Source organism: Halapricum desulfuricans, assembly GCF_017094525.1.
GTDB lineage: Archaea > Halobacteriota > Halobacteria > Halobacteriales > Haloarculaceae > Halapricum > Halapricum desulfuricans.
Window position 1 is genome coordinate 1,949,918 of sequence record NZ_CP064788.1, and the last position, 17,106, is coordinate 1,967,023.

General features: G+C 66.8%; 19 protein-coding genes. 13 read left to right on the plus strand and 6 right to left on the minus strand.

All coding sequences use genetic code 11. The features are described from left to right. The first annotated feature begins 140 nt into the window (after window positions 1-140). Together mre11 and rad50 are read left to right on the plus strand one after the other, a co-directional pair. Window positions 141-1,361, plus strand: coding sequence for a DNA double-strand break repair protein Mre11 (gene mre11 / locus HSR122_RS10105; RefSeq protein ID WP_229109588.1), 1,221 nt, complete (start codon window positions 141-143; stop codon window positions 1,359-1,361). Further along, the gene (gene rad50, locus HSR122_RS10110) at window positions 1,358-4,039 is read left to right on the plus strand and encodes a DNA double-strand break repair ATPase Rad50 (protein ID WP_229109589.1); all 2,682 of its coding nucleotides are present in this window, start codon (window positions 1,358-1,360) and stop codon (window positions 4,037-4,039) included. The genes mre11 and rad50 overlap by 4 nt, the downstream gene beginning before the upstream one ends. Here the strand turns inward: rad50 and HSR122_RS10115 are convergent. After that, window positions 4,036-4,464: a DUF7346 family protein gene (locus HSR122_RS10115; RefSeq protein WP_229109590.1), complete on the minus strand. Its 429-nt coding sequence runs from the start codon at window positions 4,462-4,464 to the stop codon at window positions 4,036-4,038. The two genes, rad50 and HSR122_RS10115, sit on opposite strands and share 4 nt — an antisense overlap. 121 nt (window positions 4,465-4,585) lie before the next feature. On the opposite strand from HSR122_RS10115, the gene HSR122_RS10120 reads away from it, so the two are divergent. Together HSR122_RS10120 and HSR122_RS10125 are read left to right on the plus strand one after the other, a co-directional pair. Next, the gene (locus tag HSR122_RS10120) at window positions 4,586-5,563 is read left to right on the plus strand and encodes a phosphoadenosine phosphosulfate reductase family protein (RefSeq protein ID WP_229109591.1); all 978 of its coding nucleotides are present in this window, start codon (window positions 4,586-4,588) and stop codon (window positions 5,561-5,563) included. 160 nt (window positions 5,564-5,723) lie between these two features. After that, complete coding sequence (locus HSR122_RS10125; protein ID WP_229109593.1) at window positions 5,724-6,242, plus strand: DUF5813 family protein; 519 nt, start codon at window positions 5,724-5,726, stop codon at window positions 6,240-6,242. 25 nt (window positions 6,243-6,267) lie between these two features. Here HSR122_RS10125 and HSR122_RS10130 read toward each other — a convergent pair whose 3' ends face one another. Further along, a complete protein-coding gene (locus HSR122_RS10130) occupies window positions 6,268-6,498 on the minus strand; it encodes an Lrp/AsnC family transcriptional regulator (RefSeq protein WP_229109595.1) in 231 nt (76 codons plus the stop codon). Window positions 6,499-6,500: 2 nt separating this feature from the next. Beyond that, a complete protein-coding gene (locus HSR122_RS10135) occupies window positions 6,501-7,184 on the minus strand; it encodes a potassium channel family protein (protein ID WP_229109597.1) in 684 nt (227 codons plus the stop codon). Window positions 7,185-7,274: 90 nt separating this feature from the next. Between HSR122_RS10135 and HSR122_RS10140 the strand changes: the two genes are divergently transcribed. From HSR122_RS10140 to HSR122_RS10160, 5 genes are all read left to right on the plus strand, one after another. Beyond that, window positions 7,275-7,505 (plus strand): Lrp/AsnC family transcriptional regulator, encoded by a 231-nt coding sequence (locus tag HSR122_RS10140; protein ID WP_229109599.1) that lies wholly within the window; start codon window positions 7,275-7,277, stop codon window positions 7,503-7,505. 59 nt (window positions 7,506-7,564) lie between these two features. Beyond that, on the plus strand, window positions 7,565-7,888 hold the full coding sequence (locus HSR122_RS10145; protein WP_229109601.1) for a hypothetical protein: 324 nt from the start codon (window positions 7,565-7,567) through the stop codon (window positions 7,886-7,888). 82 nt (window positions 7,889-7,970) lie between these two features. After that, window positions 7,971-8,960: a mevalonate kinase gene (mvk, locus tag HSR122_RS10150; RefSeq protein ID WP_229109603.1), complete on the plus strand. Its 990-nt coding sequence runs from the start codon at window positions 7,971-7,973 to the stop codon at window positions 8,958-8,960. Then, window positions 8,957-9,703, plus strand: a complete 747-nt coding sequence (locus HSR122_RS10155; RefSeq protein WP_324254638.1) for an isopentenyl phosphate kinase — start codon at window positions 8,957-8,959, stop codon at window positions 9,701-9,703. Before mvk ends, HSR122_RS10155 begins: the two co-directional genes overlap by 4 nt. 59 nt (window positions 9,704-9,762) lie before the next feature. Continuing rightward, window positions 9,763-11,880, plus strand: a complete 2,118-nt coding sequence (locus tag HSR122_RS10160) for a thioredoxin domain-containing protein (protein ID WP_229109606.1) — start codon at window positions 9,763-9,765, stop codon at window positions 11,878-11,880. An 88-nt stretch (window positions 11,881-11,968) separates the two neighbouring features. Here the strand turns inward: HSR122_RS10160 and HSR122_RS10165 are convergent, their stop codons facing one another. Then, on the minus strand, window positions 11,969-12,124 hold the full coding sequence (locus HSR122_RS10165; protein WP_229109608.1) for a rubrerythrin-like domain-containing protein: 156 nt from the start codon (window positions 12,122-12,124) through the stop codon (window positions 11,969-11,971). A 120-nt stretch (window positions 12,125-12,244) separates the two neighbouring features. Next, window positions 12,245-12,631 carry a thioredoxin family protein gene (locus HSR122_RS10170; RefSeq protein WP_229109611.1) on the minus strand — a complete coding sequence of 129 codons (387 nt, stop codon included), beginning with the start codon at window positions 12,629-12,631 and terminating at the stop codon, window positions 12,245-12,247. 250 nt (window positions 12,632-12,881) lie between these two features. Between HSR122_RS10170 and HSR122_RS10175 the strand changes: the two genes are divergently transcribed. From HSR122_RS10175 to hisG, 4 genes are all read left to right on the plus strand, one after another. Continuing rightward, a complete protein-coding gene (locus HSR122_RS10175; protein WP_229109613.1) occupies window positions 12,882-13,841 on the plus strand; it encodes a sugar phosphate isomerase/epimerase family protein in 960 nt (319 codons plus the stop codon). 62 nt (window positions 13,842-13,903) lie between these two features. Continuing rightward, window positions 13,904-15,004, plus strand: a complete 1,101-nt coding sequence (locus HSR122_RS10180; RefSeq protein ID WP_229109614.1) for a Gfo/Idh/MocA family protein — start codon at window positions 13,904-13,906, stop codon at window positions 15,002-15,004. Beyond that, a complete protein-coding gene (locus tag HSR122_RS10185; protein WP_229109617.1) occupies window positions 15,001-15,426 on the plus strand; it encodes a DUF7124 domain-containing protein in 426 nt (141 codons plus the stop codon). Before HSR122_RS10180 ends, HSR122_RS10185 begins: the two co-directional genes overlap by 4 nt. A 109-nt stretch (window positions 15,427-15,535) precedes the next feature. After that, on the plus strand, window positions 15,536-16,384 hold the full coding sequence (hisG, locus tag HSR122_RS10190; RefSeq protein WP_229109620.1) for an ATP phosphoribosyltransferase: 849 nt from the start codon (window positions 15,536-15,538) through the stop codon (window positions 16,382-16,384). A gap of 43 nt (window positions 16,385-16,427) precedes the next feature. Here hisG and HSR122_RS10195 read toward each other — a convergent pair whose 3' ends face one another. Next, complete coding sequence (locus tag HSR122_RS10195) at window positions 16,428-17,078, minus strand: chemotaxis protein CheC (protein WP_229109621.1); 651 nt, start codon at window positions 17,076-17,078, stop codon at window positions 16,428-16,430. Window positions 17,079-17,106: the final 28 nt, after the last annotated feature.

Genomic DNA, 17,106 nt, shown 5'->3' on the forward strand with positions numbered 1-17,106 from the left:
ATGATACTCGATATATGTACGGTTTGATCGGGGCCACAACTCCACGGTAAGGCCGTACTGCGCAACGTTCGAAGCCCGGAACTTTCACTTTCACCGCGGTCTCGGAACCCCTTTAGGACGGGACGGCCTACCCCCGCGCAATGACGCGGGTGATCCACACGGGCGACACGCACCTGGGGTATCAGCAGTACCACGAACCCGCCCGTCGGGAGGACTTTCTATCGGCGTTCCGGCAGGTGATCGAGGACGCCGTCGCCGAGGACGTCGACGCGGTCGTCCACGCCGGCGACCTGTTTCACGACCGCCGACCGGGACTCGCCGACATCATGGGCACGCTGTCGGTCCTGCGGACGCTCGAGGACGCCTCGATCCCGTTTCTCGCCATCGTGGGCAACCACGAGACCAAGCGCGACGCCCAGTGGCTGGACCTGTTCGAGTCGCTGGGGCTGGCCACTCGGCTGGGAGCCGAGCCGGTGACGATCGACGGGACGGCCTTCTACGGGCTCGATTACGTCCCCAAGTCCCAGCGTTCGTCGCTTGCGTACGACTTCGAGCCCAACGACGCCGACCACGCGGCGCTGGTGGCACACGGGCTCTTCCAGCCGTTCGATCACGGCGACTGGGACGCCGAGGCGGTGCTCGCGGAATCGCCCGTCGACTTCGACGCGATGTTGCTCGGCGACGATCACACCCCCAAACGCGCCGAAGTCGGGGACACGTGGCTGACCTACTGTGGCTCGACCGAACGCACGAGCGGCTCCGAGCGGGACGATCGCGGGTACAATCTCGTCACCTTCGATGAGGGGGTCGACATCCGCCGGCGCGGCCTGCCGACCCGCGAGTTCGTCTTCGTCGACGTCGCACTCGAGGCTGGCGAGGGGTACGGTCGCGTCCGCGATCGCGTCCTGCAACACGACCTTGAGGACGCGGTCGTCATCGTGACGATCGAGGGCGACGGCGAGCCGATCACGCCCGCGGAGGTCGAGACGGTCGCGCTGGAGGACGGGGCGCTGGTCGCTCGCGTCAACGACCGCCGGGAGATCGAGCCGGACGAGGAGGTGTCGATCTCGTTCGCGGACCCGGATGACGCTGTTCGTGAACGGATCCGCGAGCTGGGACTGAGCCCGGCCGCGCGGGACATCGACGAGACCGTCCGCGCGAGCAAGGTCGCCGACTCGAACGTCGCCGATCGCGTCCAGCAGCGCGTCGCCGGGATCGTCGAGCAGGCCGATCCGGGCGCGTTCGAGGCGGCCGAGGGCGAACCCGACGCCGCGTCCTCCGACGACGCATCTGACACCGGATCGGCCGAGGTCGCGCAGTCGGACGGGGACGGACAGGCCACCATGGAGGAATACCTATGAAATTCACGCGCATCTCCCTGGAGAACTTCAAGTGCTACGGCGACGCCGATCTGCGTCTGGATCCGGGCGTGACGGTCATCCACGGCGTCAACGGCAGCGGCAAGACGTCGCTGCTGGAGGCGGCGTTTTTCGCGCTGTACGGGGCCCGGGCGCTCGACGCGACGCTGGAGGAGGTCGTCACGACCGGGGCCGAGGAGACGGTCGTCGAGCTGTGGTTCACTCACGCCGGGGGCGAGTACTACCTCAAGCGCCGCGTCCGGGCGACCGGCGAGCGCCCGACGACCGCCGAGTGCGTGCTGGAGGGGCCGGAGGCGACCTACGACGGTGCCAGAGACGTCGGCGATCGCGTCGCCGAGCTCCTTCGCATGGATCACGAGGCGTTCGTCAATTGCGCGTACGTCCGTCAGGGCGAGGTCAACAAGCTGATCAACGCGACTCCGGGCGAACGTCAGGACATGATCGACGAACTCCTGCAGCTTGGCAAGCTCGAGGGCTACCGCTCGCGGGCCAGCGACGCCCGCGTCGGTGTCGGTCGCGTCCGCGACGACAAGCAGGGTGCGCTCGCACAGCTCGACGAACAGATCGAGGCCAAAGAGGACAAGGACTTGCCCGGGACGCTCAACGAACTCCAGACAGAGCTTCAGGAAGTCAACTCGGAGATCGACCGCTTCGAGGAGCAACGCGAGGCGGCCGTCGAGACCCTCGAAGAGGCCGAATCAGTCCTCGAAGAGTACGAACAGAAGCGTGAGGAACTGGAGACCGTCGAGTCGGAGATCGAAGACCTGGAGGCGACGATCGCCGAGACGGAACGCGAGCGAGAGTCGCTGCAGTCGGAGCTCGGCGAGTTGCAATCGACAGTCGAAGACCGCGAGGCGACGGCGCAGTCGGCCCTTGAGGAGTCGGATCTCGACGTCGACGCGGACGTCGCGGCCATCGAAGAACGACTCGCTGAACTCGACGAACGTGACGAACAGCTCCGGAACGAGATCGAGGAGCATCGACTCGAGGCCAGCGAACACGCCAGCGAGGCCGAAAGCGCACGCGATCGGGTCGACTCGCTGGAGTCACAGGCCGCCGAGAAGCGCCAGCGGGCGGACGAACTCGAAGCGGAAATCGAATCGGCCGAGTCGAAGCTCGACGAGCGGCGCGAGCGGATGGACGAACTCGACGAACAGATCGACGAGCTTCGCGCCCAGTTCGAGGACGCTCCGGTCGATGTCGGGGACGCCCAGCAGCACCGCGAAGCGATCGCCGACGATCTCGATACCGTCCGGGACGAACTGACGGAGCTATCGGCCGAGATCGACCGGCAACGGGAGGCCATCGAGGAAGCCGAGGCGCTGCTTGCGGCGGGCAAGTGTCCGGAGTGTGGTCAGGATGTCGAGGGCTCGCCCCACGTCGAATCGCTCGGCGAGCGCCGCGAGGACCTCGAGAAACTGAAAGACGAGCGTGGCGAACGCCGGCAACACCGCGACCGGCTGCAGGAACGACTCGAGCGGGCGGAGACGCTCGAAGACGCCGAAGACGAGATCGAGCGCCTGCGCGAGCGTCGCGAGACCGTCGAGGGACTGCTCGAGGAGCAGGCCGCCGATATCGAAAGCGACCGCGAGCGGATGACCGAACTCCGGGAGTCCGCAGCCGACCTCGAAGAGGAGGCCGAACAGGTGCTCGAAGACGCCGAGCAGGCCGAGCAACAGGCCGAACAGGCGCGCCAGCAGGTCGGGTCGATCAACGAGCGTCGGACCGAACTGAGAGAGCGGCGACAGCGACTCGAGGCGGCGCTCGAGGCACTTGAGGCGATCGACGACGCCGAACGCGAGATCGAGCGCCTGCGCGAGCGCCGCTCGGACCTCGCCGAGACGAACGGAGAGCGCCGCGAACGGCTCGCCGAGAAACGCGAGCGCCGATCCGAACTCGAAGAGGCGGCCGACGACTCGCAGATCGAGGCCGCAAAGGCGGAGAAACAGAACGCGACGGAGTACATCGAGCAGGTCGACGAGCAGTTAGCGTCGCTCCGGGAGCGTCGTGACGACCTGCAGAACCGGATCGGCGGCGTCAAGCAGGAGCTCGAAACGCTGGAAGAGCTTCGAGAACGGCGCGAGGAACTCGCGACGGTCCTCGAGCGGCTCGAATCGCTGTACGAGGAGACCGAACAGCTGGAATCGATGTACGGACAGCTCCGGGCGGAACTGCGCCGGCGCAACGTCGAGACCCTCGAACGGATGCTCAACGACACCTTCGAGTTGATCTATCAGAACGCCTCTTACTCGCGCATCGAGCTGGACGGCGACTACGAGCTGACGATCCACCAGAAGAACGGCGACACGCTCGATCCCGAACAGCTGTCGGGCGGCGAGCGGGCGCTGTTCAACCTCTCGCTGCGGACCGCGATTTACCGCCTGCTGTCGGAGGGTATCGAGGGGACGGCCCCGATGCCGCCGCTGGTGCTCGACGAGCCGACCGTCTTCCTCGATTCGGGACACGTCTCACAGCTCGTGGCACTGATCGAGCGGATGCGCGAGCTGGGCGTCGAGCAGATCGTCGTGGTCAGTCACGACGAGGAGCTGATCGGCGCGGCCGACGATCTCGTCCACGTCGAGAAAGACCCCACGAGCAACCGCTCGCACGTCGAGCGACTCGACTCGCCGGTCCTGGCGGAAGCCGTCGAGTCGGACTAGTCGAGATCGGACGGAACCGGCGTACCGTCCGCCGCGATCGCGTCCTGTGCCGCGTCGGTCGTCCGGTAGCCCCGCTGGCCGTAGACGGTCGTCGGCACGATCAACCCGGCCGCCCGGAGTTCACTCGCGGTCCCGTTGAGTTCGCTCTCACAGGCGTCGAACCGATCGAGCAACTGCCGCGCCGAGGCGGGACCGCCGACTGCCAGTTCGAGCACGAGTGCGAGCGCCCGTTCGGCGCGGTCCCGCGAACCGGAATCGCCAGCAGTGACGCCAAGCCAGTCGGCGAATTCGCTCGGATCCACCGCCGACAGTTCCGAACACGGTCGGGTCGTCATCGTTCCCTCCGGCAGCGCTCTGATCCGACATTCCTCGTCGCCCGAACGCTGGAGGATCCCGTAGGTCTCCCCGTCACTGACCAGCTGCATGATCGAACGGACGGTGCACGCGCCGAAAGCGGTTTCGACCGGGGCCAGTTCGGCCGCTGAGTCCGACTCTTCCGGTCCCGAAAGACACTTACAGCGCCATCTAATTATATCTCATTACACGATGTCGAAGCAAGCCGAGTTCCCCGAGTATCTCGACGTCGATTACGCCGACGGCGAGGGGGAAGACCCCGAGGACTACAGGAGTATCGAGGACAAGATCGAGAAGGCGATTGAGGTCACCCGCGAGGGACTCCAGCAGTACGAGAATCCGGTCGTCATGTGGACCGGCGGCAAGGACTCGACGCTGACGCTGTACTTCGTCAAGGAGGTCGCCGACCGGTTCGATCTGGAGGTGCCGCCGGTCGTCTTTATCGACCACTACCAGCACTTCGACGAACTCATCGACTTCGTCGAGCACTGGGCCGACGAGTGGGACCTGGAGGTCATCTGGGCGCGAAACACCGATGTCGGCGACTACGTCGACGAGCACGGGCTGGAGCCGGGCGACGACATCCCGATCGACGCGCTCAGCGAGCACAATCAGCACCACGTCCGAAACCTGCTGGAGTACGAGGAGGAGACGTTCCCGTTCCTGCTGGATACCTACGTCGGCAACCACCTGCTGAAGACGGTCGCGCTCAACGACACCCTCGAAGCGCACGATGTCGACGCCGTCCTCTCGGGTGTGCGCTGGGACGAACAGGAGGCCCGCGCCGACGAGACGTTCTTCTCGCCGCGCCACGACCCGGACATCTATCCGCCTCACGACCGCGTCCAGCCGATCCTGCAGTTCACCGAAGCCGACGTCTGGGAGACGTTCTGGAACTTCGTCGTCCCGGACACCGTCGAGGCGTTCCCCGAAGACGGCTACGTACCCCAGGGCCAGGACGACTTGCCCGACGGCGTCGGGAAGGAAGACGTCCCCGTCTCGCCGAAGTACTTCGCCGGGTTCCGCTCGCTCGGCAGCGAGGTCAGCACGGACAAGGCCGCCGAAGAGCCCGCCTGGCTGCAGGACATGGCCAACACGACCGAGCGCGCCGGCCGCGCTCAGGACAAAGAGGACCTGATGGAACGGCTGCGCGACCTCGGCTACATGTGATGGTGACTGGCCGGTAGGACTCATACGGTCGGTTGTAACGATTTACCGGTACGATCGCATACCGGGTGCGATCGATCCGGAACAGACTTACAACCGACCGTATCAAAGTCGACGCCCCCGATACGACGTATTTTTGCTCGTCGCGGCGTTACAGCGAGCGATGACAGACGAGTTGCCCGACGCGGTGCGCGAGGCGTTCGAGGCCCGCGATAGCTACGACCTGCGGGACGACCACGCGCTCGTGACGACGACGGCGTTCGACGCGAGAGTGACAGTCGAAGCGACCGAGGCCGACTGGAACAGTCAGTACGTCGTGACAGTCGAGGTTCCGACGCTGTCGGCGGCCGTCGAGGACGTCGTCGGCCCGGCCGTCGAGGACGGCTGGTTCGAGACGCTCGAACGCCGACTCGAGGACGCCCCGATGGCAACGCGTGCGAACCTCGAACTGGACGCCTTCGAGGTCCGGCGCGAAGACCAGCGCGTCGAGATCGCCTACGCCTTCACGCTCGGGAGCGAGTCCCAGGCGGCCGATATCGCGAAGACGCTCGTCGAGTACGTCGAGGGGACCTACGTCGAGGGGATCGTTCCCGGGTACGACTACCGACCGCCGGTTTCGGGACTGCTCGATCAGGCGCAGTCCGGGGACGCCGCGGGCGAGCGTGGCGGGACGCCGCTGTAGGGACAGGCCAATCGCATCCGGTCGGCTAGTCCATCGCGATGTACGTCTGCGTTCCCTCGACGCCGTCGATCTCCTGGATGTGCGTGGCGGCGATGTCTTTGACGTGTGCCGGCGAGTCGACCTCGACCTTCGCGATGAGGTCGACGTCGCCGGCGACGATGTGCGCCTCGACAACGCCGTCGAGTCCTTCGATCGCAGATTTGAGTCGATCCGCCTCGCCAGTGTGAGCTTTGACCATAACGTATGCGATAACCATGTTCAGGCACCTCCGAGCGCCGCGCGGCCGGTTTCTCCGACGACGATACTCCGAACGTCCCCGAGAGCGTCGAAATCAGCGACGACGACCAGCCGGTCGCCGTCCTCCAGCGACACGTCGTCCGTTGGGACGGTCATCGGTTCACCCTCCTTGCCGAAGGCGAGCAGACGGCTGTTGGCGGGCAGTTCGAGTTCGCTGATGCTGTAGCCCTGGACCGGCGACGCCGCGTTGATCGTCAGCTCGACGAGCTGGACGTCGTGGGCGACGTCGGCGATCGCCCGGATGTTCCCGCCGAGCAACGCGTTCTTGGTGGCGATCGCTCCGAGACGTTCCGGGTAGACGACCTCGTCGACCTCGTCGGCGTATTTGCGGTAGATTTCTTCCCGGTAATCCTCGTCGATCCGCATGACTGTTCGACAGCCGTAGTGGTCGGCGATCAGGCACGCGAGGAAGTTGGTGTTGAGATCGCCAGTCAACCCGCCGAGCGCGTCGGCCGATTCGACGTCCGCTTGCTGTAACGTCGATTCGAGCGCGCCGTCGCCCTCGACGACGGTGAACCCGTCTGCACTGGCCCGTTCGGCCCGCTCGCCCGATCGCTCGACGAGCACGACCTCGTGGCCGCTCTCGCGGAGCGCGCGGGCCGTCCGTAACCCGACGCGTCCTGCACCCACGATAACGTATCGCATATGGGGGAATATACTGACCGGGGGAATAAAGGTATGCACCGCGGCAGGGGCGCAACTTACTTGCTATGTGATATTGTACCATACATCATAATGGTCCGGGCGTTCGTTATGATCAAGACGGCAGCGGGGAAGTCAGAGGAGCTACTGGCCTCGATCGGCGCGGTCACGGGCGTCGAGGAAGCGCACATCGTCGCCGGACAGTACGACATCATCGCCGAGACCGACGGCGAGGACGTCTACGAAGTGATGCAGTCGGTTTCCGGCGAGATCCGCGGTCTCGACGGCGTCTCGGACACGCGGACGTACATCTCGCTGGAGTGAGCTCCGGCGTCGGTTGCCGCGAGCGATACGGCAAAGCGTATCGAATCGGTATCGCGGGTATGGTCGACGTCGCGGACGCGATCGGTCTCTCGGTCATCCTTTTGCTCAACAGCGCCATCGCGGCGTTGCTAACCCGGTTTTTCAGGGTCCGACTGGAAACCGCCTGGGGGAGTCTGACCTATGTCGCGTTCGTGGGGACGATCGTGCTGATAGCGACGACGCTCGTTCTCGGGGGCGGACTGGGGCTCGGTCCGAACCTCGGCTCGCCGGCGGTGGTCGTCATGGGCGTGGTCGTCCTGCCGCTGTCGCTCGGGGCGACGTTCGATTACTTCTGGATGCCCGCACCGGAGGAGATCGAGTTGCCCGATCGCCGGGCGACGTGACCGCGGCCGGGACACGCGGCGGTCGGCCCCACGGCGTTCTCGGTGGAAACACACTTTGTGTCCCGGACTGCAACGGACGGGTATGGTCACGTCTAGCGCCCCTGGGAAGGTGTATCTCTTCGGGGAACACGCGGTCGTCTACGGCGAGCCGGCCGTCCCCTGCGCGATCGAACGCCGCGCCCGGATCACTGCCGAACGTCGAGGCGACGACAGACTGCGCGTCAACGCGACCGACCTGACGCTCGACGGGTTCACCGTCGAATACGACGGCGACGCGACCGGGACGCCGGACGTCGACGTCGCCGAGCCGTTGCTCGAAGAGGGGATGGGCTACGTCAACGAGGCGATCGAACAGGCCCGCGACGCGGCCGACGCGCCCGACGCCGGATTCGACGTCACGATCGAGAGTTCGATCCCGCTCGGTGCCGGACTCGGCTCCTCCGCCGCAGTCGTGACTGCGGCCATCGACGCCGCGACGCGCGAACTGGGCGTCGAACTCGACGCCGCGGAGATCGCCGACCGTGCCTACCACGTCGAGTACGAGGTACAGGACGGCCAGGCCTCCCGTGCGGACACGTTCTGCTCGGCGATGGGCGGGGCGGTCCGCGTCGAGAGCGACGACTGTCGGCGGATCGACGACGTGCCGAACCTCCCGTTCGTGATCGGCTACGACGGCGGTTCGGGCGACACCGGCGCGCTGGTCGCCGGGGTCAGAGACCTTCGCGAGGAGTACGACTTCGCCGCCGACACCGTCGGGGCGATCGGCGACATCGTTCGACAGGGCGAGCAGGCGCTCGAGGCCGGGGATCTCGAGGAACTGGGCGAACTGATGGACTTCAACCACGGTCTGCTGTCAGCGCTGGGCGTCTCCTCGCGCACGCTCGACGCGATGGTCTGGGCGGCCCGCGAGGGGGACGCGCTCGGCGCGAAACTGACCGGTGCTGGCGGCGGCGGCTGTATCGTCGCGCTCGATCCGGACGACGGAACCGAGACGGCACTCCGCTACACGCAGGGCTGTGAGTCGGTCTTCCGGGCGGAACTGGACACCGAAGGCGTACGGGTGGAATCGTGACGACAGTCCTCAAACTCGGCGGGAGCGTCGTCACCGACAAAGACGAGCCGGAAACCGTCGACCGGGCAGCGCTGACGGACGCGGCGGACGCGATCGCCGAGGCGAACGGCGACCTCGTCGTAGTTCACGGCGGCGGGAGCTTCGGACACCCTTCTGCCGCCGCTCACGGCGTCACCGACGCGGCAGGAACCCACGACGCGGCCGGCATCCGCGAAATCCACGACGCGATGGGCGAACTGAACGCGGCCGTCGTCGGGGCGCTGCAGGATCGGGACGTGCCCGCGCTTCCCGTTCGCCCGCTCTCGGTCGCCTACCGTGACGACGGCGGGGGGACTGCGTTCCCCTCCGAACCGGTCGCGACGATGCTCGCGGAGAGGTTCGTCCCGGTCGCCCACGGCGACGTGGTGGCCCAGCGCGGCGCGGGAGCGACGATCCTCAGCGGCGACGAGATTGTCACGCTGCTGGCCGAGCGACTGGACGCCGACCGCGTCGGGGTCTGTTCGACCGTCCCGGGCGTCCTCGACGGCGACGGCGAGGTGATCGACCGGATCGACGACTTCGAGGCGGTCGCGTCGGCGCTGGGCGAGAGCGAGGCGACCGACGTGACCGGGGGCATGGCCGCGAAGATACGGGCGCTGCTGGAACTGGAGACGCCGGCGTCGGTGTTCGGGCCGGCACAGTTGCGGACGTTCCTCTCGGGCGGTCGCCCCGGGACGCTCGTCGCTCGGGACTCGACACCATAGAAGCCGGGCGAGACTGCCGGAGGCGTCGGGGTTTAGCCCGGCCGTCCCGAACCGCGGGCATGACCGACGACCCGCTCGCGCGCAACCGCCTCGAGAACGAGGAGAGTCCGTACCTCCAGCAGCACGCCGACAACCCGGTCAACTGGCAACCCTGGGACGAGGCCGCACTCGAGGCCGCCCGCAAGCGCGACCGACCGATCTTCCTGTCGATCGGCTACTCCTCCTGTCACTGGTGTCACGTGATGGCCGAGGAGAGCTTCGAGGACGAGACGGTCGCCGAGGTGCTCAACGAACAGTTCGTTCCGATCAAGGTCGACCGCGAGGAACGGCCCGACCTCGACAGCGTCTACCAGACACTCGCCCAGCTGGTCAGCGGCCGCGGCGGCTGGCCGCTGTCGGTGTGGCTCACGCCCGACCAGCAGCCCTTCCACGTCGGGACGTACTTCCCGCGAGAGCCGCGCCGCGGGATGCCCGGCTTCCTGGAGGTGCTCGGGAAGTTGCGAGCCAGATACACCGACGAGCGCGAGGAGATCGAAGCCCGCGCCGAGGAGTGGACCGAAGCCGTCGAGGACGAACTCTCATCGACCCCCGAACGGTCGGGCGAGGTCGGCGACGACCTGCTAGCGAGAGCCGGCGAGACCGCGGTACAGCGCGCCGACCGCACGCACGGCGGGTTCGGATCGGGCGGCCCGAAGTTCCCCCAGACTGGGCGGCTCCGGATCCTGTTGCGTGCCTACGGGCGGACCGGTCGCGAACAGTTCCGGACCGTCGCGACCGAGGCGCTGGACGCGATGGTCGAGGGCGGGATCTACGATCAGGTCGGCGGCGGTTTCCACAGGTATGCGACCGATCGGGAGTGGGTCGTCCCGCACTTCGAGAAGATGCTCTACGATAACGCCGAGATCCCGCGCGTGCTCCTGTTGGGCTATCAGGCCACCGGCGAGGACCGCTACGCCGAAGCCGCCAGCGAGACCTTCGAGTTCCTTCGGCGAGAGCTTCGCCACCCCGAGGGCGGGCTGTTCAGCACGCTTGACGCGCGCAGCGCGCCGCCCGACGACCCCGGAGCGAGCGAGGAGGGGGCGTTCTACACCTGGACGCCCGCGGCGGTGCGCGAGGCCGTCGGGAGCGAGACCGACGCCGACCTGTTCTGTGATCGCTACGGCATCACCGGGGCCGGCAACTTCGAGGGCGAGACGGTCCTCACTCGCGACGCCCCGATTCCGGAGCTGGCGGAGGCGTACGAACTCGACCCGGATGCCGTCGAGGATCGACTCGAAACCGCCCGCAAGCAGGTCTTCGACGCGCGGAGCGAGCGACCGCGACCGAACCGCGACGAGAAGGTACTGGCCGGCTGGAACGGGCTGGCGATCTCGGCGCTCGCGTCGGGCGGGCTCGTCCTCGATCCGTCGTACGCCGAGACGGCCGGCGAGGCGCTGTCGTTCTGTCGTCGACACCTCTGGGACGGATCCGACGACCGCCTGCACCGTCGATACAAGGACGGCGATGTCCGGATCGACGGGTATCTCGAGGATTACGCTTTCCTCGCGCGCGGCGCGTTCGACACCTACCAAGTGACCGGTGACCTCGAACACCTGTCGTTCGCGCTCGACCTCGGCGACGCGTTGGTCGAGCGGTTCTGGGACGCCGACGCCGGGACGCTGTACTTCACGCCCGCCGGCGGTGAACGCCTGATCGCCCGGCCACAGGAGCTGTCCGATCAGTCCACGCCCTCGAGCGCGGGCGTCGCCGCCGAGACGCTGCTCGCGCTCGATGGCGTCCGGCCGGACGATCGCTTTGCCGAGGTTGCCGCGGGCGTACTCGAGACGCACGCCGACACGATCGAACGCGACCCGCTCCGACACGCGTCGCTGACGCTGGCGGCCGATCGCTACCGGAACGGCTCGGCCGAGCTCACGATCGCCGCCGAGTCGATCCCCGACGAGTGGCGAGATCGGCTGGCGACGACCTATCTACCGGCCCGGATCCTGACTCGTCGGCCGCCGACGGCCGACGGACTGGACGCGTGGCTCGATCGGCTCGAGATGGCCGACGCGCCACCGATCTGGGCCGGCCGGGACGCTCGTGACGGGCAGCCGACAGTCTACGCCTGCCGGGCGTTCGCGTGCTCGCCGCCCCAGCACGACCTCGAGGCGGCGATCGAGTGGCTGCGAGACTAGGGAGCAAGTCCCGAAACGCACCGTGGGCGTCCGGAACGCGACGCGTGGCGGTTCCCCTCACGCATCGCGAACCTGGCGTGCAAAACAGCTACTCGAGCGATTTCGCCCGGTTGTGGAAGTCGCCGCCGCAACTACAGGTTCCGGGGTTTGTCGTCGCCTCGACGATCGTCCCACACTGGAGACACTCGTATTGCGACGGCGATTCCGGATCGTTCGTACCTTCGACATCCTGGCTATGTGGCATCAAAGATAGGGAGGGTTCGGGAACACAAGTATTAATCGCAAAAGGAATATAATGACGTATTATTACACCTAGTTCGCCTGTGACTCTCGGGAGAGCGCGGTCGGGTAGACCGGCCGAGGCCTAGTTCTGCCCGAAGTACTCACGGATCCGCTCGGCCAGGTAGACCGGGATCGAGACCGGCTCTTGCTCGACGAAGCGGGCGATTTCCGTGTCGTCGTGCTCAACAACCACGGTCGGGATGTACTCGATCCCGTACGCCTCGACTTTCGGGCCGGCTTTCGAGCCGTCGTCCAGTTTCTCGACGGGGATCTCCTCGATTCTGTCGTCGTCGACGCCGGCCGCCTGCAGGGCCGCGCCGAGCGTCGGCAACTGGGCGCGACAGTCGCCACACCAGTCGCCGCCCCAGACGATGTAGGTCAGCTCGTCGTGTTCGGCAAGCGTGTCGATCGTATCGGTGTGTGCGTCTTCGTTGAAAACGGGATCCGGCTCCATCGTGTCGAGACTCATACCCAGGGGTTCGGGCCCGTTCGATAAAACGGTCGCGACTGTCGCAAAAACGGCACCGCCTACTGCTGGTCGAAGGCCGCGACCAGTTCCGAGGCAGCGGCGCTGACGTCGCGGTCGGCGACGAACGACGCCATCGCCGTGCTCACGACGCGCGCGCCAGCTCAGACGCTGTTCGACCGCTACGAGACGTCGTAGCTCGCGACGGTCGCCCGACCCCACTTTTACTATCTCGTCGGTCGTCAGTTCGGACATGGACGTCGGCGTACTCACCGTCCCGCTGGGGGACCAGCCGCGCGAATCGGCTTTCGAATATCTCGCCGGACTCGGCGTCGACGCCGTCGAACTGGGCTGTGGCGGCTATCCGGGATCGGATCACGTCGATCGATCGGCGTTGCTGTCCGATCCCGACGCGCGGGACGCCCTCCGGGACGATCTGGACGCACACGACCTTCGCGTGAGCGCGCTCGCGACCCACAACAACCCGCTCCATCCCGACGAGCAGCGGGCGGCCGAGGCCGACAGAGAACTGCGCGAGGCGATCGAACTCGCGGCGCTGCTGGACGTGGGGACCGTGACCTGTTTCTCCGGCTTGCCGGCCGGCGGCCCGAACGACGAGGTGCCCAACTGGGTGACCACGCCCTGGCCGGGCGAACACGCCAACGCCCACGAGTACCAGTGGGAGGTCGCCACCGAGTACTGGCGGGAGCTGGCGAGTTACGCCGACGAGCACGATGTCGATCTGGCGATCGAGATGCACCCGAACATGCTGATCTACGAGCCGACGGGACTGCTCGAACTCCGCGAGCGGACCAGCGAGCGCGTCGGCGCGAACTTCGACCCCTCGCACCTCTACTGGCAGGGAATCGAAATCACCGACGCGATCAGACTGCTGGGTGAGGCCATCCACCACGTCCACGCCAAGGACACCCGGGTCTACGACGAACAGGTCCGGACGAAGGGCGTGCTGGATACGACCGCCTACGACGAGGTCGCCGACCGGGCCTGGCTGTTCCGGTCGGTCGGGTACGGCCACGGCGAGGACCACTGGCGGGACGTCGTCTCGACGCTACGGATGGTCGGCTACGACGGCGCGCTCTCGATCGAACACGAGGACGCGCTTACCTCCGCCAGCGAAGGGCTCGAAAAGGGCGTCGAGTTGCTCCGGCGCGTCGTCTTCGAGGACCAGCCCGGCGACGCGTTCTGGGCGTGACGCTGTCGTCCGACTGACAGTTCCGGGCAAGGTATTTTCCGCTGTCGCCCGACGTGGTACCCATGACACTCTCCGTTGGAATGCTCGGATACCGGTTCATGGGTCGGGCCCATGCCAACGCGCTCGCGCGATTGCCCATGTTCTTCCCAGACGCACCGACTATCGAGCGAGGGGTACTGATCGGCCGGGACGAATCCGCCCTGTCCGAGGCGGCCGACCGACTCGGGTTCGAACGGACGACCACCGACTGGCGGGACGCGATCGACGAGGTCGACGTCTTCTACAACCTCGGCCCGAACCACCTCCACGCCGAACCGTCGATCGCGGCGCTCGAGGCCGGGGCGGCCGTCCTCTGTGAGAAGCCCCTCGCGGCCGACGACGCGACCGCCGAACGCATGGCCCGGGCGGCCGCCGACGCGGCCGTCCCGACGGCGACGGCGTTCAACTACCGGTACGTCCCGGCGATCCGGTACGCGAAGCGATTGATCGACGCCGGCGAGCTCGGCGAGATCCGCCACTTCCGCGGGCGCTACCTCCAGGACTGGCTGGTCGATCCCGACGCGCCCTGGAGCTGGCGGCTCGACGCCGACCTCGCCGGCAGCGGCGCGCTCGGTGATCTGGGCGCACACACGGTGGATCTCGCGCGGTATCTCGTCGGCGACATCGCCGAGGTCAGCGGCCAGTTGCGGACGTTCGTCGACGAGCGACCGACTCCGGACGGCGAGGACTCCAGCGAGGTGACCGTCGACGACGCCTACAGCGCGCAGGCGGCCTTCGAGAACGGGGCCGTCGGGACGCTCGAGGCCTCGCGGTTCGCGACCGGCCACAAGAACGACCACGCGATCGCAATCCACGGCTCGAAGGGGAGCCTGCGGTTCGGTCTCGAACGGCTGAACGAGCTCGAGGTCAACCTCGAGGGCGACCGCGGCTACCAGCGCGTGCTCGTCACCGACGAGGACGACCCCTACGGCGAGCGCTGGTGGCCCCCGGGACACGTCCTCGGGTGGGAACACACGTTCGTCCACGAGAACTACGAGTTCCTCACGGCGGTCGCGGACGGCGGCGAGTACCGCCCGAACTTCGCCGACGGGGCGACTGTCCAGCGCGTGCTGGCGGCCATCGAGGAGAGTGACGAGCGCGGCGAGCGCCTGAGAGTCGAATGAGCGCAAGCGACGACGAGACGGGGCGGGTGACACTCGCGTTCTCGCTGGCGGCCGTCGAACGACTCGAGAACCCGACAGCGGCGTTCGAGGACGCACAGACCTGGAGCCGGGCGGTCGGCCTAATCGACGACGACACCGACCGGATCGAGCGGCTCGTCGAGCAACACGACCTCCGACAGGACTTCGACCTGCAGGGCCGAGACAGATGGCTCACTCTGGACGAGGTCCGCGAGACGACCTCAACGCCGCGACACGTCTACGTCGGGGCGAGCGACGACGACATGCGCGTCTCGACGATGTTCGACTGGGAGTACGTCCGCGTCACCGAGGCCGCCGAGAAGGCCGACTGGGCGGTCGCCGAACCCTCCGAGTCGGGTGTCCTCGCCCGACTTCTGTCGGCCGTCCGGAGTCTGTTCAGGTGAGGCGACGGCCCCGTCACAGGACTCGATAGCGCTCAGTGCCGGTCAGCAGTTCGACGCGCCGACAGCCGGAGAGGGAAAAGCAATTGCCCGCCGCCCCCCACGTTGCAGTATGCGCATCGCCGTGCCCAACAAGGGCCGTCTCCACGAGCCGAGCGTCGAGTTGCTCGAACGCGCCGGACTGCACGTCGTCGACGGTGCCGACCGAAAACTCCACGCCGAGACGGTCGATCCCGATGTGACGATCCTGTTCGCCCGAGCCGCCGACATCCCCGAGTACGTCTCCGACGGGGCTGCCGACGTCGGCATCACCGGCCTCGATCAGGTCGCCGAGGCCCGGCGGGAGAACCTCGTCGAACTGCTCGATCTCGAGTTCGGGAGCTGTAAGCTCGTCCTCGCCGCGCCCGAAGACGGCGACATCGCTACCGTTGGCGACCTCGACGGCGGGCGGGTCGCGACCGAGTTCCCCAACGTGACCCGGGAGTTCCTCGACGAGCAGGGGGTCGACGCCGAGATTACCGAGGTCTCGGGCGCGACCGAGCTCACCCCGCACGTCGACATCGCCGACGCGATCGTCGATATCACCTCGACCGGGACGACCCTGCGGATGAACCGCCTGTCGGTCGTCGCGGACGTGCTCGAGTCGTCCGTCCGACTGTTCGCCCGCGAGGACACCCGCGACCACGAGAAAGTCCGGCAGGTCGAGACGGCGCTGGGATCGGTTCTCGCTGCCGATGGGAAACGCTATCTCATGATGAATACTCCGGCCGACGCCCTCGACGAGGTCAAAGAGGTGCTTCCCGGCATGGGCGGGCCGACAGTGATGGACATCGCGGGCAGTGACGACGTCGCGGTCCACGCGGTCGTCGACGACAGCGAGGTCTTCGAGACGATCAACGCGCTGAAAGACGTCGGTGCGAGCGACGTTCTCGTGACCGAAATCGAGCGTCTCGTCGAGTGACCGCTCCCGGAGCGGCGTCGTCCGACCGCCGACCAGCAGAACGTCACTCGACGATGTCCGTCGATGCAGTCGTATCCGTCTGGACGTCGGTGTCGAGATCGATATCTTGGATGAGATCGACCAGTTCCCGCAGTCGGGGGAACGTGTAGGCGGTGAGTTCCACGTCCGTCGATTCGGCGACGATGTCGGAGTCGACGACGAAGGCGATATCCTCCTGTGGCCAGCCGCCCATCTCGTCGACGATGTCGCTGGCGGGCCCGTACGCGAACGACGGCGTCGAGATGTCGATCGTCGTGTCGAGGACGTTCGCCCAGCCGTCGATGTAGCCGGAGGTCATGATGTTGCCGATCTCCTGCATGGCCGACCGCTCCATGTCGGTGAACAGGCCATCCGCAGGCTCGTCGCCGCCCATGCCGCCGACCATCTGTCCGACCAGTTGCTTGCTGTCGCGCGGTTCCAGCAGAAAGAGCACGTACCCGTGTGGCGGATCGACCAGTTCGACGAAGATCCCGACCTGTTTTTGCGAGCCGAGGTGAGTCTTGACGTCCTCGATGTCCAGAAAGTTGATCTTCGAGACCTCGATCCCGGCGTCGATCCCGGCCAGCTGACTCAGGTGATCGGCGACCGTCTCCGAGCCCTCCTTCGCCATCTTGTTGAACAGATCCAGCTTTCGAACGTCGACCTGGAGGCTCATATCGGTCACTCCGACTGCAGGACCGTAA

Bases quoted from the DNA above. Each gene is read 5' to 3' on its own strand.
- mre11 (WP_229109588.1), top strand. From the start codon at position 141: ATGACGCGGGTGATCCACACGGGCGACACGCACCTGGGGTATCAGCAG.
- rad50 (WP_229109589.1), top strand. From the start codon at position 1,358: ATGAAATTCACGCGCATCTCCCTGGAGAACTTCAAGTGCTACGGCGAC.
- HSR122_RS10115 (WP_229109590.1), bottom strand. From the start codon at position 4,464: ATGCAGCTGGTCAGTGACGGGGAGACCTACGGGATCCTCCAGCGTTCG.
- HSR122_RS10120 (WP_229109591.1), top strand. From the start codon at position 4,586: ATGTCGAAGCAAGCCGAGTTCCCCGAGTATCTCGACGTCGATTACGCC.
- HSR122_RS10125 (WP_229109593.1), top strand. From the start codon at position 5,724: ATGACAGACGAGTTGCCCGACGCGGTGCGCGAGGCGTTCGAGGCCCGC.
- HSR122_RS10130 (WP_229109595.1), bottom strand. From the start codon at position 6,498: ATGGTTATCGCATACGTTATGGTCAAAGCTCACACTGGCGAGGCGGAT.
- HSR122_RS10135 (WP_229109597.1), bottom strand. From the start codon at position 7,184: ATGCGATACGTTATCGTGGGTGCAGGACGCGTCGGGTTACGGACGGCC.
- HSR122_RS10140 (WP_229109599.1), top strand. From the start codon at position 7,275: ATGGTCCGGGCGTTCGTTATGATCAAGACGGCAGCGGGGAAGTCAGAG.
- HSR122_RS10145 (WP_229109601.1), top strand. From the start codon at position 7,565: ATGGTCGACGTCGCGGACGCGATCGGTCTCTCGGTCATCCTTTTGCTC.
- mvk (WP_229109603.1), top strand. From the start codon at position 7,971: ATGGTCACGTCTAGCGCCCCTGGGAAGGTGTATCTCTTCGGGGAACAC.
- HSR122_RS10160 (WP_229109606.1), top strand. From the start codon at position 9,763: ATGACCGACGACCCGCTCGCGCGCAACCGCCTCGAGAACGAGGAGAGT.
- HSR122_RS10165 (WP_229109608.1), bottom strand. From the start codon at position 12,124: ATGCCACATAGCCAGGATGTCGAAGGTACGAACGATCCGGAATCGCCG.
- HSR122_RS10170 (WP_229109611.1), bottom strand. From the start codon at position 12,631: ATGAGTCTCGACACGATGGAGCCGGATCCCGTTTTCAACGAAGACGCA.
- HSR122_RS10175 (WP_229109613.1), top strand. From the start codon at position 12,882: ATGGACGTCGGCGTACTCACCGTCCCGCTGGGGGACCAGCCGCGCGAA.
- HSR122_RS10180 (WP_229109614.1), top strand. From the start codon at position 13,904: ATGACACTCTCCGTTGGAATGCTCGGATACCGGTTCATGGGTCGGGCC.
- HSR122_RS10185 (WP_229109617.1), top strand. From the start codon at position 15,001: ATGAGCGCAAGCGACGACGAGACGGGGCGGGTGACACTCGCGTTCTCG.
- hisG (WP_229109620.1), top strand. From the start codon at position 15,536: ATGCGCATCGCCGTGCCCAACAAGGGCCGTCTCCACGAGCCGAGCGTC.
- HSR122_RS10195 (WP_229109621.1), bottom strand. From the start codon at position 17,078: ATGAGCCTCCAGGTCGACGTTCGAAAGCTGGATCTGTTCAACAAGATG.